The 18,407-nt window shown below is 46.9% G+C and carries 19 protein-coding genes; 7 read left to right on the forward strand and 12 right to left on the reverse strand.

Translation table 11 applies throughout. The features are described from left to right. Positions 1-35: 35 nt before the first annotated feature. From MHI01_RS12415 to MHI01_RS12425, 3 genes are all read right to left on the reverse strand, one after another. Positions 36-1,007 carry a helix-turn-helix transcriptional regulator gene (locus MHI01_RS12415; RefSeq protein ID WP_036669185.1) on the reverse strand — a complete coding sequence of 324 codons (972 nt, stop codon included), beginning with the start codon at positions 1,005-1,007 and terminating at the stop codon, positions 36-38. A 151-nt stretch (positions 1,008-1,158) separates the two neighbouring features. Continuing rightward, positions 1,159-1,863, reverse strand: coding sequence for a hypothetical protein (locus tag MHI01_RS12420; RefSeq protein ID WP_017690195.1), 705 nt, complete (start codon positions 1,861-1,863; stop codon positions 1,159-1,161). Positions 1,864-2,070: 207 nt separating this feature from the next. After that, positions 2,071-2,238 (reverse strand): hypothetical protein, encoded by a 168-nt coding sequence (locus MHI01_RS12425; protein ID WP_164783260.1) that lies wholly within the window; start codon positions 2,236-2,238, stop codon positions 2,071-2,073. Positions 2,239-2,568: 330 nt separating this feature from the next. On the opposite strand from MHI01_RS12425, the gene MHI01_RS12430 reads away from it, so the two are divergent. The 6 genes from MHI01_RS12430 (at position 2,569) to queF (ending at position 6,696) form a co-directional block, all read left to right on the forward strand. Beyond that, positions 2,569-3,024, forward strand: coding sequence for a hypothetical protein (locus tag MHI01_RS12430; protein ID WP_036611459.1), 456 nt, complete (start codon positions 2,569-2,571; stop codon positions 3,022-3,024). Between the two features lie 18 nt (positions 3,025-3,042). Then, positions 3,043-3,747, forward strand: a complete 705-nt coding sequence (locus MHI01_RS12435; protein ID WP_282319147.1) for an AIM24 family protein — start codon at positions 3,043-3,045, stop codon at positions 3,745-3,747. Between the two features lie 373 nt (positions 3,748-4,120). Then, on the forward strand, positions 4,121-4,801 hold the full coding sequence (gene queC / locus MHI01_RS12440) for a 7-cyano-7-deazaguanine synthase QueC (RefSeq protein WP_282322222.1): 681 nt from the start codon (positions 4,121-4,123) through the stop codon (positions 4,799-4,801). Continuing rightward, positions 4,798-5,289 (forward strand): 6-carboxytetrahydropterin synthase QueD, encoded by a 492-nt coding sequence (queD, locus tag MHI01_RS12445; protein ID WP_036611465.1) that lies wholly within the window; start codon positions 4,798-4,800, stop codon positions 5,287-5,289. The genes queC and queD overlap by 4 nt, the downstream gene beginning before the upstream one ends. Next, the gene (queE, locus tag MHI01_RS12450) at positions 5,282-6,055 is read left to right on the forward strand and encodes a 7-carboxy-7-deazaguanine synthase QueE (protein ID WP_315371496.1); all 774 of its coding nucleotides are present in this window, start codon (positions 5,282-5,284) and stop codon (positions 6,053-6,055) included. The genes queD and queE overlap by 8 nt, the downstream gene beginning before the upstream one ends. A gap of 149 nt (positions 6,056-6,204) precedes the next feature. Then, entirely contained in the window at positions 6,205-6,696 is a 492-nt protein-coding gene (queF, locus tag MHI01_RS12455; RefSeq protein ID WP_036668798.1) for a preQ(1) synthase, read from the forward strand. A gap of 138 nt (positions 6,697-6,834) precedes the next feature. Here queF and MHI01_RS12460 read toward each other — a convergent pair whose 3' ends face one another. Continuing rightward, the gene (locus MHI01_RS12460; protein WP_101314161.1) at positions 6,835-7,047 is read right to left on the reverse strand and encodes a hypothetical protein; all 213 of its coding nucleotides are present in this window, start codon (positions 7,045-7,047) and stop codon (positions 6,835-6,837) included. Between the two features lie 254 nt (positions 7,048-7,301). Between MHI01_RS12460 and MHI01_RS12465 the strand changes: the two genes are divergently transcribed. Beyond that, positions 7,302-8,576: an MFS transporter gene (locus MHI01_RS12465; RefSeq protein WP_315371497.1), complete on the forward strand. Its 1,275-nt coding sequence runs from the start codon at positions 7,302-7,304 to the stop codon at positions 8,574-8,576. Positions 8,577-8,997: 421 nt separating this feature from the next. On the opposite strand, the gene MHI01_RS12470 is transcribed toward MHI01_RS12465, so the two are convergent. The 8 genes from MHI01_RS12470 to MHI01_RS12505 form a co-directional block, all read right to left on the reverse strand. Next, positions 8,998-9,486 carry a prolyl-tRNA synthetase associated domain-containing protein gene (locus tag MHI01_RS12470; RefSeq protein ID WP_127547923.1) on the reverse strand — a complete coding sequence of 163 codons (489 nt, stop codon included), beginning with the start codon at positions 9,484-9,486 and terminating at the stop codon, positions 8,998-9,000. 58 nt (positions 9,487-9,544) lie between these two features. Then, positions 9,545-10,390 carry an EcsC family protein gene (locus MHI01_RS12475; RefSeq protein WP_082218996.1) on the reverse strand — a complete coding sequence of 282 codons (846 nt, stop codon included), beginning with the start codon at positions 10,388-10,390 and terminating at the stop codon, positions 9,545-9,547. 194 nt (positions 10,391-10,584) lie between these two features. Next, positions 10,585-11,565, reverse strand: a complete 981-nt coding sequence (locus tag MHI01_RS12480; protein WP_315371498.1) for a glycoside hydrolase family 43 protein — start codon at positions 11,563-11,565, stop codon at positions 10,585-10,587. Between the two features lie 907 nt (positions 11,566-12,472). After that, a complete protein-coding gene (locus MHI01_RS12485; protein WP_340984852.1) occupies positions 12,473-13,888 on the reverse strand; it encodes an arabinan endo-1,5-alpha-L-arabinosidase in 1,416 nt (471 codons plus the stop codon). Positions 13,889-13,944: 56 nt separating this feature from the next. Beyond that, positions 13,945-14,787, reverse strand: a complete 843-nt coding sequence (locus MHI01_RS12490; RefSeq protein ID WP_036611483.1) for a carbohydrate ABC transporter permease — start codon at positions 14,785-14,787, stop codon at positions 13,945-13,947. A 26-nt stretch (positions 14,788-14,813) separates the two neighbouring features. Then, positions 14,814-15,704 (reverse strand): carbohydrate ABC transporter permease, encoded by an 891-nt coding sequence (locus tag MHI01_RS12495; protein WP_036611613.1) that lies wholly within the window; start codon positions 15,702-15,704, stop codon positions 14,814-14,816. Between the two features lie 157 nt (positions 15,705-15,861). Continuing rightward, complete coding sequence (locus tag MHI01_RS12500) at positions 15,862-17,202, reverse strand: ABC transporter substrate-binding protein (protein ID WP_076319039.1); 1,341 nt, start codon at positions 17,200-17,202, stop codon at positions 15,862-15,864. A gap of 132 nt (positions 17,203-17,334) precedes the next feature. Then, positions 17,335-18,270, reverse strand: a complete 936-nt coding sequence (locus tag MHI01_RS12505) for a glycoside hydrolase family 43 protein (protein ID WP_445744924.1) — start codon at positions 18,268-18,270, stop codon at positions 17,335-17,337. Between the last annotated feature and the right edge of the window lie 137 nt (positions 18,271-18,407).

The following is an 18,407-nucleotide window of genomic DNA, read 5'->3' on the forward strand; positions in this document are numbered from 1 at the left end:
TCGTGTTTTGGCTTAGGATAGGTGGCATTCTAATCTCAACTTTTATTGTACATTTGTTGCCAATAGTTTAGACGTTCTTTCATCTTGATGCGGCAGATCTCCGGTTCGAGAATTTCCGCATCAGGTCCATATTTAGATATCCATACAAGAAATTCGTCAACATCACTTAATATGGCTTCAAATAACAGGCTACCTTCCGGTTCAATGGTTAGGATGGGTCGTAAAAAAAATTGCTCCTGCATCACACGCTCCACAGCATGGGGTGCAAATCGAATTTTGAACGCAGTCCACTCCGTACTTCCCTCGTATGCCCAAGGAATGCGGAAGTGCGATTGCATCAGATAATCCTCTTTGCGAAACGTGCGTGGCAATATTCGTATCTTTTGCAGCCGGCTCACCTGAAATATTCGAAGTTTCTCCGACAGGTGACAATACCCTAACAGCTCAAATCTGTATTCACGAGGGATAAGACAGTAAGGATCTATACGTACGATCCCTTTTTTACCTTGAGACAGATACTCCCCTTCAATGGTGTTCTGTGAAATGCCAGCCTGAAGCAGGGTAATCATGGATTGATTCTGCGAATCGTTGTTTTCATTTTGCCATGCGGGCAATCCCGCTTTGAACAATCCACTAATTTGCTCCGACCATTCCACTCGTTCTGTTTTGTTTTTCTGACTCGCAGCAACCACTTTCTCATAAGCGCTCTCAAAAGCAGGTTTCAGCAAAGGACGAATATTCTCCATAACTTCAGCAAGATGCATGAAGGCTTGGGCTTCTTCATCAGACCAATTTAGCGGATACATGGCAAATTGGCTGATAAACATGTACCCTTGCCCGTGTCCCATATTGGCGATCGGGATATGCATTGCACTGAGGGCCTCCATGTCGCGGTATATCGTCCTTTCCGTCGTCTCGCATCGCTGGGCGAGCTCACGTGCCAGTATGCCTGGCTTCGCCTGCACCAGCGTTATAATGCGCATTAATCGGATTAGTCGGTCTGTCATTTTGCCGGACCCTCCACGATGTTGTTTCAATAAATTTGATACAACTCCATCCATTATTTAATATGATATTGATACATACATTCGACCTTCTCCTAAACTTCACCTTCAAATATGTAGACTCTCTCTATACCGTTAACATCTGAAATCAACCCTATTCCCCTAATATCTTTTTTTCACGATCATGATATCCTGTTGTAAACGTGATCTCATAGTGATAACGCAACTTTTCAACGATCTCGGCTTCCGCGTAATAGTCCAGATCTTGCTTCCGCGCAGCTTCAATTAACAAGGCATCAGCATGACGACGTAACATATTACTTCCCTCTTGAACCCGGCCTCTTTCGTAGGCGCGCAGGGCTTGTTTGATCAAGGGTACCGTTTCACTTAATTTGATCGTCTTTTCCACCTTGGGATCTTCTGGCTGTCGCAGCATGCCCAGATGACTGGTGTACTGAATATACAACTGTTCTCTTCGTAACAATACACGTTGACTTTGCTTCAACTTCCTTGTGCTCCAGTAGGCTGAACATACGGCAGCTTTTCCTGATACACGGGGTCCCATGACGAATTCAAGCAAAATTTGTTTACTTTCTCCCTTGTACATATCCCCAAGCCTCAATAACCAGCCAATATCCGTTTCTTTGGAACGACATCCATAAATGCCTTTTAGCTGTACTCCATATTCCGGTTTGAGCAAAAGTTCCAAATCTCTTGATACAATTTTGGGTGCTATTTTCCTAAGTCTTTTGGCAGGGGCACCGTTACGCCACTCTACCATCATATATACGGGGTCGGCTCCCCCTGTCGGTATGGCCTCTTTATTCCACGAATAAGATACTTCAAAGACTGAGTTCACTGGTAGTCTCTCCCCCGATTTATGTGTATTATCTTCTAAGTTATCAGGGTGAATGGACACTATATTGTCACGGAACACATGTTCTCATTAAATTTTTCCAATATATTAGTTTTATATCCCTAAATCCGTCTCAATACGACAATAAACGACGAAAAAGCCTGGCATTATGCCAAGCTTATCAATCACTTATCTATGACAAGTCTCAAATTAAACAGTAGGATGATCGATTCCCATTTTGTGTAAATATTGTACACTATCTGCTTCGTTTACCGGTGCATAGGTGACACTGTCAATGACCAGCTTACGCCCTACTGGCTCTCCATTAACAGTGATCATAATTGTTTTGGTTGATGTGTTCTGATCTGCTGTATACATATGTTTCTACTCCTTCATGTTCACGATCTTATATTCAATCGGATATATTGGTATCGTTCATTAAATTGCGCATTTGTGAATAGCATGCACCCGGAACTGAAGTAAAAGATCTGTAAAACGGTCCGGTATGCTTGCCTATCGTTCTATTACCCCGCAGATTTGTAAGCTAAACAGCCCTGTTCCTAAATAATTTTATATATTTCGGGTAATAAAACGATATCATCTTGAACCCATCGTCCCGGTTTTGACGTATAATGTAAGAGCCGTATTTCAACAATAGACGACGAATTCGGCGATTGATCTATCTAACCGAAGAAAGAGGTGTTAACGATGCCAAAATCCATTCAGGGTTATTTCATTCGGGTGTTATTCACCACATGCATTCTATTTACCGTTTCGATCGCTTCGACAGTAAGTGCAGCCAGTGCCAATATTTTTACGGATATATACAGCGGATGGGAGCGAGTCTCCGAACTGCCCGGAGAAGTGAACGCTCTGCAGGAAAGTTATAAGCAAACGATGGAGCAATTAAATCAAACGTCTGCTCAGTTGGGACAAGCCCAGGCCAATGTCGAAGCATTTAAGACCCAGAACGAACAACTACTGGCTCAGAACCAGAAACTAACTGAAATGGTAAGTAAATTACAGGACGACCAGAATGCCAAAGCAGCTACCACCAAACGAATTCAGACGACGATCATCACTGTCGTTTCTCTCATATTGGGTTACTTTGTTCTGATTCGTGTGATGCGCTGGGGAATGCGTCGCCGTTCGGGCCGAGTATAAAAGAACAGGAGCAACTGCATGAACATACACCTGAACAATGCTGAAGCAAGCGGAGCAGGACAAGTCGTCACATTTTCACTGATTAAAGATGACCGCCTTCATATTTTGCATCCGCAGCAGATTGTGGCCTTCCGCGGTCCAAGTGGGAGTCGCAATGATAAATTCATGAATATCACGGGCATATATCGCAAAAAAAAGCTGATTAAATCCGAAATCACCGGACCTTGCCAATTTGTGGCTGCCCTGCCTCCCGGATTCACGATGAAGGAAGTGGAGCTCACGGAGGACAGTGATCTGCTCTATGACTTCCGCCACCTGTTCTTCTACTCTGATGGTGTAACCATGCATACCAAAATTCAGAAAATCAAAAACATGCTGATCACCCGTGATGCAGTGAAAATGAAATTTTCCGGCAAAGGCAAAATCGGATTGCTCACTCAAGGTCAGGTCTGCCAACAGGAACTTCACCCAACAGCGCCGCTCTATGTGGATGCTGGTAGCATTATTGCCTATCCCGAAAATGCACATCTGGAACTCACCGTATATGGTAACAACCTTGCCAGTCAGCATATGAATTATCATTGGAAGATGACAGGACATGGATCTGTACTCTTTCAGGCGGGACGTGAGAATCACCGCTTGGAACAGGATCTTAACGATGAGGGACTGTTAAAACGAATTCTGAAAGAAGTGATCCCTTTCGGCAATGTATTGATCAAATAAGCTGTTAGTTGATGGAGCCGACCAATTAGCTTCCACTATGCTCCAGTGGGGTGGTCACCACACCGTTTCATGTTATAATGGTTCAGACAATTGAAGAAGAAAATCCATGCCTGTGGCATGGGAGAGGTTCGCGAACTCCCTCTATAAGACTTGACCATGTGATGGTCAGTATAAGTCTTGCGTACACATTGCGGTCACCATGCAATCATGTACGTAAAAAACTAAGGACACTTACTCTTGCCTGCTTTTTTGAAGCGGTTATCGGGAAGGTGTGTTTTTTGATGGATGCCAGTTCATGAACTTCTCTGTTCTTCCGACACTCTATGCCTATGTGCATGGTTTGATCTCAAGAAGATAGAGAGGTTTTTTTATGTTGAACGAAGAAAAAGCAGTCGTTGTATTCAGCGGCGGTCAGGATAGTACCACGTGTCTGTTCTGGGCCAAACAACAGTTTGCCGAAGTCGAGGTTGTTACGTTTGATTATGGTCAGCGCCACAAGCTGGAGATTGAATGTGCAGCCGAGATCGCTCGTGATCTGGGCGTACAGCAAACGGTACTCGATATGAGCCTGTTAAATCAGCTTGCCCCCAATGCGCTCACTCGCACGGATGTGGAGATTACACATGAAGAAGGCGAACTGCCGAGTACATTTGTAGATGGACGAAATTTGCTGTTCCTCAGTTTTGCGGCCATTATGGCCAAGCAAAAAGGAGCACGTCACCTGGTTACAGGTGTATGTGAGACGGATTTCAGCGGATACCCGGATTGCCGGGATTCATTTGTGAAATCGATGAATGTGACACTTAACCTGTCGATGGACTATCCATTTGTCATTCATACCCCGCTCATGTGGCTGGACAAAGCCCAAACGTGGAAGATGGCCGATGACCTTGGTGCTTTTGATTATGTCCGTGAGCGTACTCTGACCTGTTATAACGGCGTGATCGGCGATGGATGCGGAGATTGCCCCGCTTGCAAACTACGCAAAGCCGGACTGGATCGTTATGTACAGCAACGTACTGCTGTTGAATCGGCGGGAGTGGATGTACGATGAGAGAGCCTGGAACATTCCGTATTGTAGAGCATCTGCAACGCATCGGAGAAGATATTCTGCCCACCCAGCTACGCTACCACCGCAAACGTGTGCTTGTAAGCAAAGAATTCACCTTTGACGCAGCACATCACCTGCATTGTTATGAAGGCAAGTGCAAGAACCTGCACGGTCATACGTATAAAGTTATTTTTGGTATCAGCGGTTATCCGGGTGAAACCGGGCTGACGGTTGATTTTGGACATATCAAAGATATATGGAAAACTCAAATTGAAGGATATCTGGATCATCAGTACCTCAACGAGACACTTCCTTTAATGAATACAACGGCTGAAAATATGGTCGTTTGGCTGTTCGAACAGATGGAACATGCGCTCCAGACGGAACCCTATGCCGGGCTGACCGATGGTGGGCGGACGGAGTTTGTCCGACTCTTCGAGACACCCACCAGTTACGCAGAAGCGAGACGGGAGTGGATGATCGATGAGTAGTGTGACACACCAGGTGAATGAGACGGGCTCTCGCAAAGAGGCTCGTATTCCCGTGATGGAGATTTTTGGTCCGACGGTTCAAGGCGAAGGCATGGTCATCGGACAAAAAACGATGTTTGTTCGTACCGCCGGCTGCGATTATCGCTGCTCCTGGTGCGACTCGGCCTTTACCTGGGACGGCAGTGGCAAGGACCAGATTCGGATGATTACGCCAGAGGATGTATGGGAAGAATTGCGCCGCGTTGGCGGCACCCGCTTCTCCCATGTGACCATCTCTGGCGGTAATCCCGCCCTGCTCGCTTCGCTGGGCGGATTGGTTGCTTTGCTGCGGGAGAACAGCATCCGCACCGCGGTGGAAACGCAGGGCTCCCGCTGGCAGCCTTGGCTGGCGAACATTGACGAAGTCACCGTCTCGCCCAAGCCACCGAGCTCCGGCATGGACACCGATTGGGCCGTGCTGGATGATCTGATCGAACGGCTGGCCGCTGGCCCGGTAGAACGAAGTCACAGTCTGAAGATCGTGATCTTCGATGAGACAGACTTGGACTATGCCCGCCGTGTGCATGCACGGTATCCGGGCACGGATTTATTTTTACAAACCGGGAACCCGGATGTGACTTCCGCCGATACGCCAGATCTGGCGTCCTCGCTGCTCGCTCGTTATGAGTGGCTGATTGACCAAGTCAGTGCCTCCGATGACCTGAATGATGTTCGTGTGCTTCCACAGCTTCATACGTTGGTATGGGGCAACAAACGCGGCGTGTGATGGGCAGTATGGGTGGAATGGGCGGCATGATGTAAGGATGAGGGCGAAAGGTCCTTAGAAAATAAGAGAATTCAACAGGCAAAAAAATGCCTATTCATATATACCGCGAGGCTTCGGCTTTGACGGAAACAAGGAGCGTTTAATAACCGATGAGACAACCTGATGAGATGCAAGATGTGACGTTGCTGGGCAACCAGAACGTTAAATATACGTTTGAATATGATCCCGGAATCTTGGAAAACTTTGACAACAAACATCCGTACCGCGATTATTTTGTGAAATTCAACTGCCCGGAGTTCACTAGTCTGTGCCCGATTACGGGTCAGCCGGACTTTGCAACGATCTATATCAGCTACATTCCGGATGTGAAAATGGTCGAGAGTAAATCACTCAAGCTGTACCTGTTCAGCTTCCGTAACCATGGTGATTTCCACGAGGATTGTGTGAATATCATCATGAACGACCTGATCAAGCTGATGGACCCCCGCTACATCGAAGTATGGGGCAAATTCACACCGCGCGGCGGTATCTCCATTGACCCGTATACGAACTATGGTAAGCCGGGAACAAAGTACGAGCAGATGGCCGACCATCGTATGATGAATCATGATATGTATCCGGAAACGATTGATAATCGTTAATTCGTCAGGTTCATCCATTCTGTATAAAATAGAATCATAGAATGCCAAAAGCCGAACTCTTCAAATCTGAAGAAGTTCGGCTTTTTAGTATAAACCTTTAGAAACTCAGACTCTCGATGCAGTGGGATCGCAGCGCATTCAAGTAGATTGATCATTCTTCAGTTTTTTGACTTTTTTGATGTAATGTCGCAACATCAGCACACCAATTGACTGACAAATGATAAATATGACGATAGCAACAGACAAAGATGCTGGGGCAACATATATAGCCTGAAACGTTATTACAACCATATACAAAATAGTCATCACCAACTCACGTTTGGCGGATTCATAAGGTGATAAGGATTTCATATCCATCCCTCCTCCATCCTTATTACACATAAATATAGGTCTTCTTACAGTAGATGCTAAAGTAATACGTTTATTTTGTAAATGTAATGCTATTAAAAAAACACCTCGGAAATAGAGTTCAATTCATCAACGTTTTCCCTTGTTCCCCTTGTCGGTCCAATCAATCTATCCTATTATGTAACAATATGCTTACACGCATATATTACAACATCAGGCGCTGATCCCTCGTGACCGCGACCAAAGGAGAATTGTACATGTCTACTCAATCCACTTTAACCAAGGACGCCACAGCGCGTTCGAAAGCCCCACCCGGATCGGATGCCCAAAGCACCGTTTACCGGATACTCATTGCCATCAGTTTGGTTCATCTCTTCAATGATTCGATCCAGTCGGTTATTCCAGCCATTTTTCCGATTCTAAAAGATTCCATGCATCTCACGTATACTCAGATCGGATGGATCTCATTTGCTATTAACTTTACCGCATCCATTATGCAGCCTGTCGTAGGCTGGTTTGCTGATAAAAAACCGACACCATCTATCCTGCCCATTGGCATGGGTTTTACATTTACCGGCATGTTGCTGTTGGCCTTCGCCGACAGTTATATGGCTGTCCTGATCTCCGTTATCTTTGTCGGTCTGGGTTCCGCCGCTTTCCATCCGGAAGGTTCACGGGTATCCCATATGGCTGCTGGTCAACGCCGTGGACTGGCACAGTCCATCTTCCAAGTTGGTGGTAACGCCGGACAGTCCCTTGCCCCATTGCTTACACGCTGGATCTTTATCCCGTTTGGACTGTTCGGTGCCATTGGATTTACAGGCATTGCTGCCATGGGGATTGCAGTTCAGATCTACATAGCCCGTTGGTACGGACGTATGCTGCAATCGGGAGGATATCTGCGTAGACAGGCTACTGCACGTCGTGCACCCAATCCTGCTTTGCGCAAAAAGATTACTGCCGCCATTACGCTATTAATCTTGCTCGTTTTTGTTCGTTCCTGGTATATCGCTTCCATCGGCAGCTTCTATGCGTTTAATCTGAAAGATACTTTTGGATTGTCCACAGAGGACGCGCAGATCTATATCTTCTTGTTCCTGGCTGCTGGAGCACTTGGTACGTTCTTCGGAGGCCCACTGGCAGATCGATTCGGCAAACGTAACCTGATCTTCCTGTCCATGGCTGGAGCTGCTCCGCTGGCTCTGTTGCTACCCTATGCGAATCTGTTCTGGACAGGTGTACTGCTAACCATTATTGGTTTTATCATGTTATCCAGCTTCTCGGTTACGGTTGTATACGCGCAAATGCTGATTCCGGGCAAAATCGGAACGGTTTCCGGTCTAATTACTGGTCTGGCATTTGGTATGGGAGGCCTGGGCGCACTCGTGCTGGGGAACTGGATTGACGTCTTCGGCGTATCACCGGTAATGCAGATGTGCAGCTTCCTGCCCCTGCTCGGGATTTTCACATTCCTGCTTCCATCCGATAAATTACTCAATATCTGGGCGAAAGAAAATGGTAGTGAGGAATAAAGAATACATCAACAGGTGTCCACTTTTTATTCTATATTAGATCCATTCCTTACGTGGCAGCATCGCCTTATAAGACGTTATCTTGCGCTAACGAACCTGACAGCACTTATTTGAACGAATACTGCCGGTTTCGCAATCTAAAGAATCTGAGCAACGCTATTCCTGAGAAAAAGGCCGAAAACCTTGGAATGTGCGTGTGAGATGCAGAAATAACGTGTCTGAGATTCTTTAGAAATCGGGATTAGTGAAATATCGCCGAATAACGTCTGCTGAGTTCGTTAGATTTCACTTTAGTCACCAACATTTGTAGTCTAAATAAAATGTTTGAACCATAACAAAAGGGTTCTTGCCAACTCTGTATTCACAGACTGGCAGGAACCCTTTTGTTATATATGTTTTTCTCGTATTTAGCTTCAACCATTTATTCCACGTCACACATGACAACGCTGCTACCTTGAGCTGTAATCAGTTCCTTCACATCTTCAAATTCAAGAAATACCGTTGCCGTATTTTCCATGGGATGAATTCCAATTTTCTGACCAACTAAATCCTTGTCAAAAACTACGGTCACGTTTTTCTGAATATTATTGATAACCCCCATAGGGTTGACGTGCCCTTTTTCCAATCCGAGGAACTCCAACAAATCCTTTTCACTGGCAAAACTTAATTTGCGGCTAGGTATCTTTTCGCTTAAACTTCTCAAATCAACTGACTTCGTTCCAGCAATCGTCACCAGATAATAGTTGCGCTTCTTGTCATCACGCAGAAACAGATTTTTAACGATACGTTCTGTATGTGGAATCTGATAAGAGAATATTTCCTCCATCGTGTATACTGCGGGATGTTCAATACTTTCGTAAACGATATTATTGCGATCTAAAAGATCATAGAAACCCTGTTTGTTTAACATATCAAATTCATCTCTTTCAATATAAATATTCTTCTCTAATATTACTTCTTCTGTAATATTACTTCAAACGCTGAAGGATCAGCCGTTTCTTGTACAACATTTTGCCTGCTTCGGCTACATCTCGAATTGTATTTTTGTTGCTCACGGAACCAAACACCATGCCGGCAATAGGCACGAGTTGGAACAGTTTCTTCCAACCAAAGGATTCACTGTAGGAGTTAAACACTTCCCGCCATCCCTGCATCTGCGATACCACTTCAATTGGCTTGTCCGGATCGTCGTAGGCGGCCAGTTCTTCAATGATCGCTTTCTTGCCTACAATATCGGCGGAAGAGAATTGCAGACATTTGACAATGAAGATGCGCTCCAGCGGTTCATCCGGATCATAACCATAACATAGAGCCATCTCTTGCAGTACCTTCAGAGAAAGCCCCATCACCATCGGAATATCTGCTGCTATGGTTACAATGCCACCAAACCCTGTAGCTGCTCCCTGAGCCGCGGCAAACTTGGTTCGACTCTCTGTGATGTTATCGGCCACCCGGTCCAGCACCTGAAGTGGCAGATTCTCTACACTATGAATCTTTGCTGTCCCCTCCGCTTCAGATTCCTGCTCCAGACGATAGGTCGTATCCATCATGGAATAACCTGACCTCCCGGCTTCCTCTTGCAACAGCTTGGCTACTTTTTTCTTCTGTACGAGGAACTTGCCCCCATTCTGCACATACTGACCCACATCGTTCAGGGAATCTCCGATCTTCTGTTTCAGCGCTTTAGGCATCACTTTATCCAACATCGCAAAGGGCAAACGCCCGATTTTATCCCAAATAAACAAGTCTTTCTGTTGTTTCTCCCATTTCAAAATCTGTTCAAGTTCCTTGTCCAACGTCTCGCGTGAATCCATATGTGATCCTCCTAATAGGTTCTGCATCGTAATCTGTATCTCTTTCATACGCAGAAATCATCGTTGTGGTTGCTTTGTTTTGTGTCCAGGACACATATGTTCAGGCCACTCTATCTTATCGTTCACACACAGAAGAGCCCTTAATCAGCATCACTCGCTAACTAAGGGCTCTCATATTAAGGTTTCACTACCTCTTATTTTGCTTCTGCTACTGCGTTGCCATCTGGGACCGGAACACCGAAATCAGGTGTGCCATCTTCACGCCAATGAATCACTTGAGCACGGGCATGGCGGTTCGGATCATACAAGGGATCACCCTCGATGTCTTTGTAATTACGCGCATGATAAATCAGAATATCGGTCTTGCCATCCGGTGACACCGTAAAGCTATTATGACCCGGGCCGTATTGGCCGTTCGCTTCACAAGTCTGGAATACCGGCTTGGGTGATTTCACCCAGCTTGCCGGATCAAGCAAGTCGGCATTTTCATCTGCGGTGAGCAGACCCATACAATAATTGTAATCGGTCGCGCTGGCCGAGTAGCCGATGAACAAACGCCCATTCCGATGCATCACGGCTGCTCCTTCATTGACCTTAAAGCCGATGATCTCCCAATCATACTCTGGCGTAGAGATCATAACCTGTTCGCCGCGTAGCGTCCATGGGTTCTCCATTTCGGCAATGTACAGGTTGGAGTTGCCCACAATATCGGGATCTTTCTGTGCCCAGACCAGATAGCGGATTCCCTTATGTTCAAAGGTCGTTGCATCCAGCGCAAATGATTCCCACCGGGTGTGAATCTGCCCTTTCTCTACCCACTCTCCTTCGAGTGGATTCGCGGAATCGTTCTCCAGGACATACATCCGATGATCGAACAGACCTTCGTTGGTCTCACTGGTGTGAGCGGCAGCGTAGTGTATGTACCATTTGCCATCGATAAAATGAATCTCCGGTGCCCAAATGTTGGCACTCATTGGCCCTGTGTCACGCTTCGTCCAAGCCGTTACCGGCTCAGCATCTCTTAACTCTTCCAACGTCTCTGCTCTTCGGATTTCAATCCGGTCAAAGGCTGGCACGGAAGCGGAGAAATAATAGTAACCGTCTGTATGACGGTACACCCACGGATCAGCACGCTGCTCCAGGATAGGATTAGTAAATGTAATGGAATCAGTCATGGGAATGCTCCCCTTTCAAATGTTGTTTGGCTCGAAGTTTGGGGATGTAACCCAATTGCGAAAAAGCGAAAACCCTTTTGGGGTGGTGCACAGCGGACGTTCGGGGGTGGCAGGGCCTTGGTGCTCTCTTGTCCTCCGATTTCTTTTCCCACCGCTCTTGGCGGTTGAAATCGGATGCCAAACTCACTCCTGCGGCTCCTTCCTCCCCCTCACTGCTTGTGCACCATCGAAGCGACAGCTCTCTCTTACCGCGCTCGCTGGGTTACAACCTCACTTCGAGCCTTTTTTGTTGGCTCGATCTTATGGGGTCGACCGCTTCGCAGGGTCAACTCTCCCCCATGTAATGTAGGGCTAGCCGCAGAGCTACAGGCTAGCTTTGTGGTGCACAGCGGATGCTCGGGGGTGGCAGGGCCTTGGTGCTCTCTTGTCCTCCGATTTCTTTTACTACCGCTCTCTGCGGTTGAAATCGGATGCCAAACTCGCTCCTGCGGCTCCTCCCTCCCCCTCACTGCTTGTGCACCCTCGGAGCGGTAGCTCGCTCTTACCGCGCTCGCTGGGTTACAACCTCACTTCGAGCCATTGTGTGGCTCGATCTTATGGGGTCGACCGCTTCGCAGGGTCAACTCTCCCCATATTTAGTGCATGATTGGCCTCAGACATAGGCCAGCACAGATGAATCTTAAGTGTCTATCTGCGTTAGCGCAGCTTAATAGGACAGCTTGCATGCACAGCGGACGTTCGGGGGTGGCAGGGCCTTGGTGCTCTCTTGTCCTCCGATTTCTTTTCCCCACCGCTCTTGACGGTTGAAATCGGATGCCAAACTCGCTCCTGCGGCTCCTTCCTCCCCCTCACTGCTTGTGCACCTTGGCGCAGCAGCTCGCTCTTACCGCGCTCGCTGCTCGCCCCCTTACTCCTCCGCTGCGCTGATCTGCTTGCCCCAGACCGCTACACCGCGGTCATTGAGGCCTGTTACCACCAACGCGGGCTGGCTTCGCTCCCAGTCCCAGGACGGGAGCAGCTTCAGCTCTTCCGTGGAGGCTCCGCCCCATGGGCTTTCTTTCCACTTCAACGTCAGTGTTTGTTTGTCATCAAATGTCCAGGTTCCTGAACCTTTTTCACTTTTAATTTTACCGTTGCTTGTTAGGGTATAAGGAACGGCTTGAATCTGCCCGTCTACGGACGGATCAAGCGCCATACCTTCCCACTCCCCCGCAATCATGGATTTCGGAATGTCCTGCGCTGTCTCACCAGCGTACCGTTCAGGTGAAACCACAGGCCAGCCATCCTTCGTCCATAACATTTTGCGCACATGCAGATAGGGCCAGTTTTTATCCGTCTCGCCCCGTGCATGATGCACGATGTAATAATCGTCTCCGTCCTTCAGAACCGAGTTATGTCCGGGCGCAACCCAGCCCTCGCCTTCTGTGAAGCGATAACCGCCGAGAATTTTGGTGCCGATCTCATATTGCGGCAGATGATCCGTATCCAGCATGTTCATGCCATTCATGTCCGTGTACGGTCCTGTGATTGAATCAGCACGCGCAACCCGCACGTTATAATCTTCGAACAAGGAATCATACGAGACGAACAAATAATACTTTTTGAACTCCGGGTTATACACAATGTATGGACCTTCCACTGCGCCCTCTTCAGTTGCACGATCCCGAGCAGCAATGCGAGTACCGTAACCCTCGTCCTTGAATTTCCCGGTGTCGGGATCAAGTGGCGCAATGTAGATTCCGTCAAAGAATGAACCGTATACCATCCACGAATTACCCTCGGCATCCACAATGGGATTGGCATCAATGGCATTTAATTTGTCTTGTTCATTCGCAGAGGTTTTCACAACGAGTCCTTCATCTGTCCATGGACCTTCGGGAGATGAGGATGTCTGAAGACCAATAGCCGACTGTGTACTGCCAAAAGAAGAAGCCGAATAATACATCCGATAGGTATCACCAGCCTGAATCACATCCGGTGCCCACAGATTGACTGCACCTGTCCAATCCAGCGCTTCTTGCGGAATCCCGGGCAGAGCCTGACCTACCCATGTCCAGTGGATCAGATCATCTGATTTGCGTACCATGACGCCGGGTTTCGCTTCTCCTGCTACACGAACGTCTGTGGAATAGACGTAGTATCCCTGGTCTGTTTTGATAATGGCCGGATCATGCGCATTGTTAACCGTCCAGCGTGATTCATCGTCCAAAATGGAAGTGTCGTACAACTGAGTATCTTGAGGAGCTTCAGGAAAGACGGGACGGGACACCGTTTCTCCTGCTCCAGAACAACCCGTAGCTCCAACAACCAACAATAACAACATGGAAGCAACCACTCCTTTTCCTGAATTCGACCACCGTCGGAATTTCTTCCGCTGGTTCATCCCTTCACTCCCGAAATGGCAACCGATTCAATAATCTGTTTCTGGAAGATCAGAAAGATGATTAATACAGGTAACAGAGCCACAATCGACGCCGCCATAATAAGCGGGTAATCTGTTTGAATCGCATACGTGGCATTAAAGTTCGCTATAACGAGCTGTAACGTCTGCTTCTCCGGTGAATTCAGATAAATAATCGGTGCCAGATAATCGTTCCAGATGCCCATGAACCAGAGAATCAGCTGTGCAGCAATCGCCGGTTTGATAAGCGGAAACGTAATACTGGAGTACAGCCGGAAGTAAGAACTTCCATCGATTTTTGCCGCCTCAATAATTGCATCAGGCACACTAAGCAGGTATTGGCGCAGGAAAAAGATCATGATTACGTTACCGAACAGGCCTGGAACGATCAGTGGCAACAGCGTATCCACCCAGCCCAGCTTTGCAAACATGATGAATTGCGGGATCATGACTGTTGGATAAGGAATCATCATGGATGCCAGCAACGCGAGAAACAGTTTGTTTTTGTGCGGGAATCTTAATTTGGCAAAAGCAAAGGCAGCGATACTGGACGTAAACGTACCCACCACCGTTACACTCACCGCAACGATGAGGCTGTTTTTGATCCCGCTGAGTAGGGGACCTGCTTCCCAGATTTCTTTATACTTACCAAATTGGAATACTTCAGGTATCCACACAGGCGGAAGCGCGAACACATCCTGCTTCTCCTTCAATGAAGTGGACAACATCCAGATCAGTGGTGCAATCATCGCAATCGCACCAATCGCGAGTACGATAAAGATGATAGAGTTCGTTAATTTCCTCTTTTGACTGTAAGACATCTCCGGTTCACTCCTTTCCTTGACAATCAATCCCCATCATAGGCTGATTTTTCGTTCATTTTGAATTGCACCAGGGTAATGACAAAAATGAAAATACCAAGAATCATGGCCATCGCTGAGGCATAACCCATCTGCAAGTTACTGAAGGCTTTCTGCCAGATGTAGAAAACGATTGATGCCGAAGAATATTCAGGACCACCCGTAGGTGTCATAATGTTCATCTCGGTGAAGATCTGGGAACCGCCAATGATATTTGTAACAATGAGGAAAAAGGTAACTGGCTTCACCATAGGCCAGGTGATATTGCGGAAGATTTGGAACCCGTTCGCTCCATCCAGCTCAGCCGCCTCGTAGTATGTACGTGATACACTTTGCAGTGCTGCCAGGTACAACAACATCGTGTATCCCAAGCCTTTCCACACCGTCATAATAATCAAAGCCGGTTTAACCGTGTCTTTGTTCGCTAGCCAGTTAGGACCTTTAATCCCAAACAGGTCAAGGAACTGGTTCACCAGACCGTAATCCCCGTTGTACGCCCAGTTCCACATGATGGACACCGCAGCGAGGGAAGAAATGACCGGGATGTAATAGATTACTCGGAATGTCGTGGTGCCGGGAATTTTACGATTCAGACCCATCGCCAGCAATAATGCGAGCAACAAACCAATCGGAATACCGAGCATCAGGAAGAATGTATTAAACATCGCTTTGTAGAAGAGGTCATCCGTGAGCAAATCCTTGAAGTTGGCCAAACCGATAAAGTTCATCTGTCCCAGTCCGTCCCAATCCGTAAAGGAACCATAAAGGGAGTAGAGGAACGGGAACATGACAAAGATCAGCAATCCAAGAATCGGAGGTAAAATAAACAGATATCCGTACAGCATCTCTTTGCGATACAAACTCGATTTCGTAATCACGGCGTTCACCCCTGTTTCTAGTATCAGCATGTGGCATTCTTCGATTGAACCTTGTCGATCAACGAATGCCACATGCCCGTATGGAATCCAATAAGTTCCAATACGAATGATGCCAGCAGCATGATTGCAGGCTGCCGGCATCACCCTTTCCTATCTACTATTTCTGAGATTTCTTTTCTTGTTCTACCGCTTTGTCGAGCAGTTTCTGCATTTTCGGTTGTTGCTGCTTCACATAGTCTGCGGCTGTAATCTTGCCATCCAATACCGGCTGGATGTCCGTGAAGAACAGGTCATACCATTCCGCATTGTACGTGTAGTTACCTGGCAGAGCCCGGCCATAATCTTCAACGATATCAATGAATTCCTGTTTGTTGGCTGGTTTCGTGGATGTATCTTTGGCCCACTCGTCTGCCATATCAAGCAAGTTCGGAATCTGTACCTTGGCATCTACCAGTTGCTGCATGCCTTCCTTCGAAGCCGTAAGGTAGTTCACCAATGCTGCTGCTTCTTCTGGATGTTTCGTTTTGGCCGATACTCCGATTCCCAGAGACCCGATCCACGTTGCCGATTTACCAGTTGATCCCGCAGGGAATGGCAGCAAATCATAATCGAAAGGCAATTTCTCAAATGTACTCATATCCCATGGGCCTACAGGGAAGAAAGCCATTTCACCTTTCATCCAGCGTTGATACGTATCCAATGTTTGCGCTTCCTCAATGGAAGGTGTAATTTTGTATACATTCTGCATATCCGCGAAGAACTGCAGCGCTTCAGCGAATTTTGGATCATCAATCGTTACCTTTGTTTTGGTCTCATCCAACCAATCCCCACCGTTGCTCCATACAAAGGATTGCAGGGCCCACTGTACGTTGAATCCAGTACCGTATACATCCGGTTTACCATCTCCATTGGTATCCTTGGTCGCTTGCTGATTCACCTTGATGAACTCTTCCCATGTGTATGGTTTATCCTTGTCAGGGAGTGGAATGCCCTCTTTTTCAAACAACGTTTTGTTGTAGCCCAGTGCAAATGGCCCCAGATCCTTCGGCATACCGTAGATATCACCTTGACCTGCCATTTGGCCGTCATAACGATACAGGTCCACGCCGTATTTCCAGATATTATCGAGATCAACATCCGGATTGTTTTCAATATACGAAGTGAGGTTCATCAGCACATTGCTGTTCACATACGCTTTCACGTCGCCCGGATTGATATAAAATACGTCAGGCAAGCTGTTGCCTGTAATTGCCGCTCTGAGCTTGGTTGCATATTGATCCGCAGCCGTTACGATAATTTTGACTTTCACACCCGGATGATCTTCTTCGAATTTCTTGACCACCGCTTGGTATGCTTTCTGCTCATCAGTACCGCCGCGGAACATAAACGTTAACTCCTTGTCCCCACTTGCACCGCTGCTTCCTCCGCAACCTGCGAGTACCAGCGCACTTACCAGCATAAGAAGCATAAATGTGACCCAACTCTTTTTCTTTACCATCTGAACCCCTCCTGATCTGGACTTGTAACCGTATTCAATTGGATGAAATAAGATTTCTGTTGTTAAATTTATCAAATCCAGATCACTTTAGTCAACACTTTTATAAAACATTTTATATTTATATAAAATAAATCAGTATTTCGGCCAGCCACTCGAGTCCCAAAGCAAGTCATTAATCAGCAATTTCGGATTGCCATTATCCTCTGCATCATAGGCATGTCTTGCGATGACATTGCCGTTGTACACGTCCTGACCACCTGGACCTTTCCATTTTACATTGCCTGTATCCAATATCGTTCCGCCACCATTCAGCATATTAACTCCGTTTTTGTCCACATAAGGGCCTGTTATACTGGTCGAACGTCCATAGACCATTTTGTAGGTACTGTTCACACCTTGGCAGCAAGAATCAATGGAAGCAAACAGGTAATAATAACCGCCACGATATACAATACTTGGTCCTTCAATAGCACCTCCGTTATTCGGGCGCGCAGCAATGGAAGTTATACTTCCCGTCGGTTTCATCGTGTTTTTGTCCAGCTTAACAATCTTCAGGCCACTCCAGAAAGAACCAAAGGCCAGCCACGGATTGCCTGAAGCATCAATGACCAGATTTGGATCAATGGCATTATAATTATTGGCGGTCGTGGTTTGAAGCACCAATCCTTCATCCTTCCACTGCCCTGCTCCAATGCTGTTCGCAGAAGCAAGACCAATCGCAGACCGATTGGAGCCAAAGGTGGAGATCGAATAATAGAGCCATACTTTTCCGTTATACTGCTCTACATCCGGTGCCCATACATCCAATCCGCTTTGTCCCGGAACGGCAGAAGCCCACCAGGATGGTTTACTTAAGAAGATTTGTGGAACACGATACCAGGACGATCCATTATCGGATTTCAATACTTGAATGCCCGGACCCGTTGAAAAGGTGTACCAGGAACTGCCCTCTTTGATAATCGACGGATCATGAACAGCGGTATCTCCGGTCAGATTCCAGAATGCCGCCAAAGCTTTTGACTGACCTGCCAGCAGTAATACCATCACAAGTAATGCCGGTAACGCCATGCGTTTCCACTTAAACCTCTTAACATTGCTTAACTTTTCCATACCGAACTCCACCTTTCCTGATCAAATGGTTAATTAGGTTCATGAAGTAATGAATCAATTTAGGTATAATAGGATTATAAAAGCGGTTACATTAC

It is taken from the genome of Paenibacillus sp. FSL M7-0656, from assembly GCF_038003225.1.
Classification (GTDB): domain Bacteria; phylum Bacillota; class Bacilli; order Paenibacillales; family Paenibacillaceae; genus Paenibacillus; species Paenibacillus amylolyticus.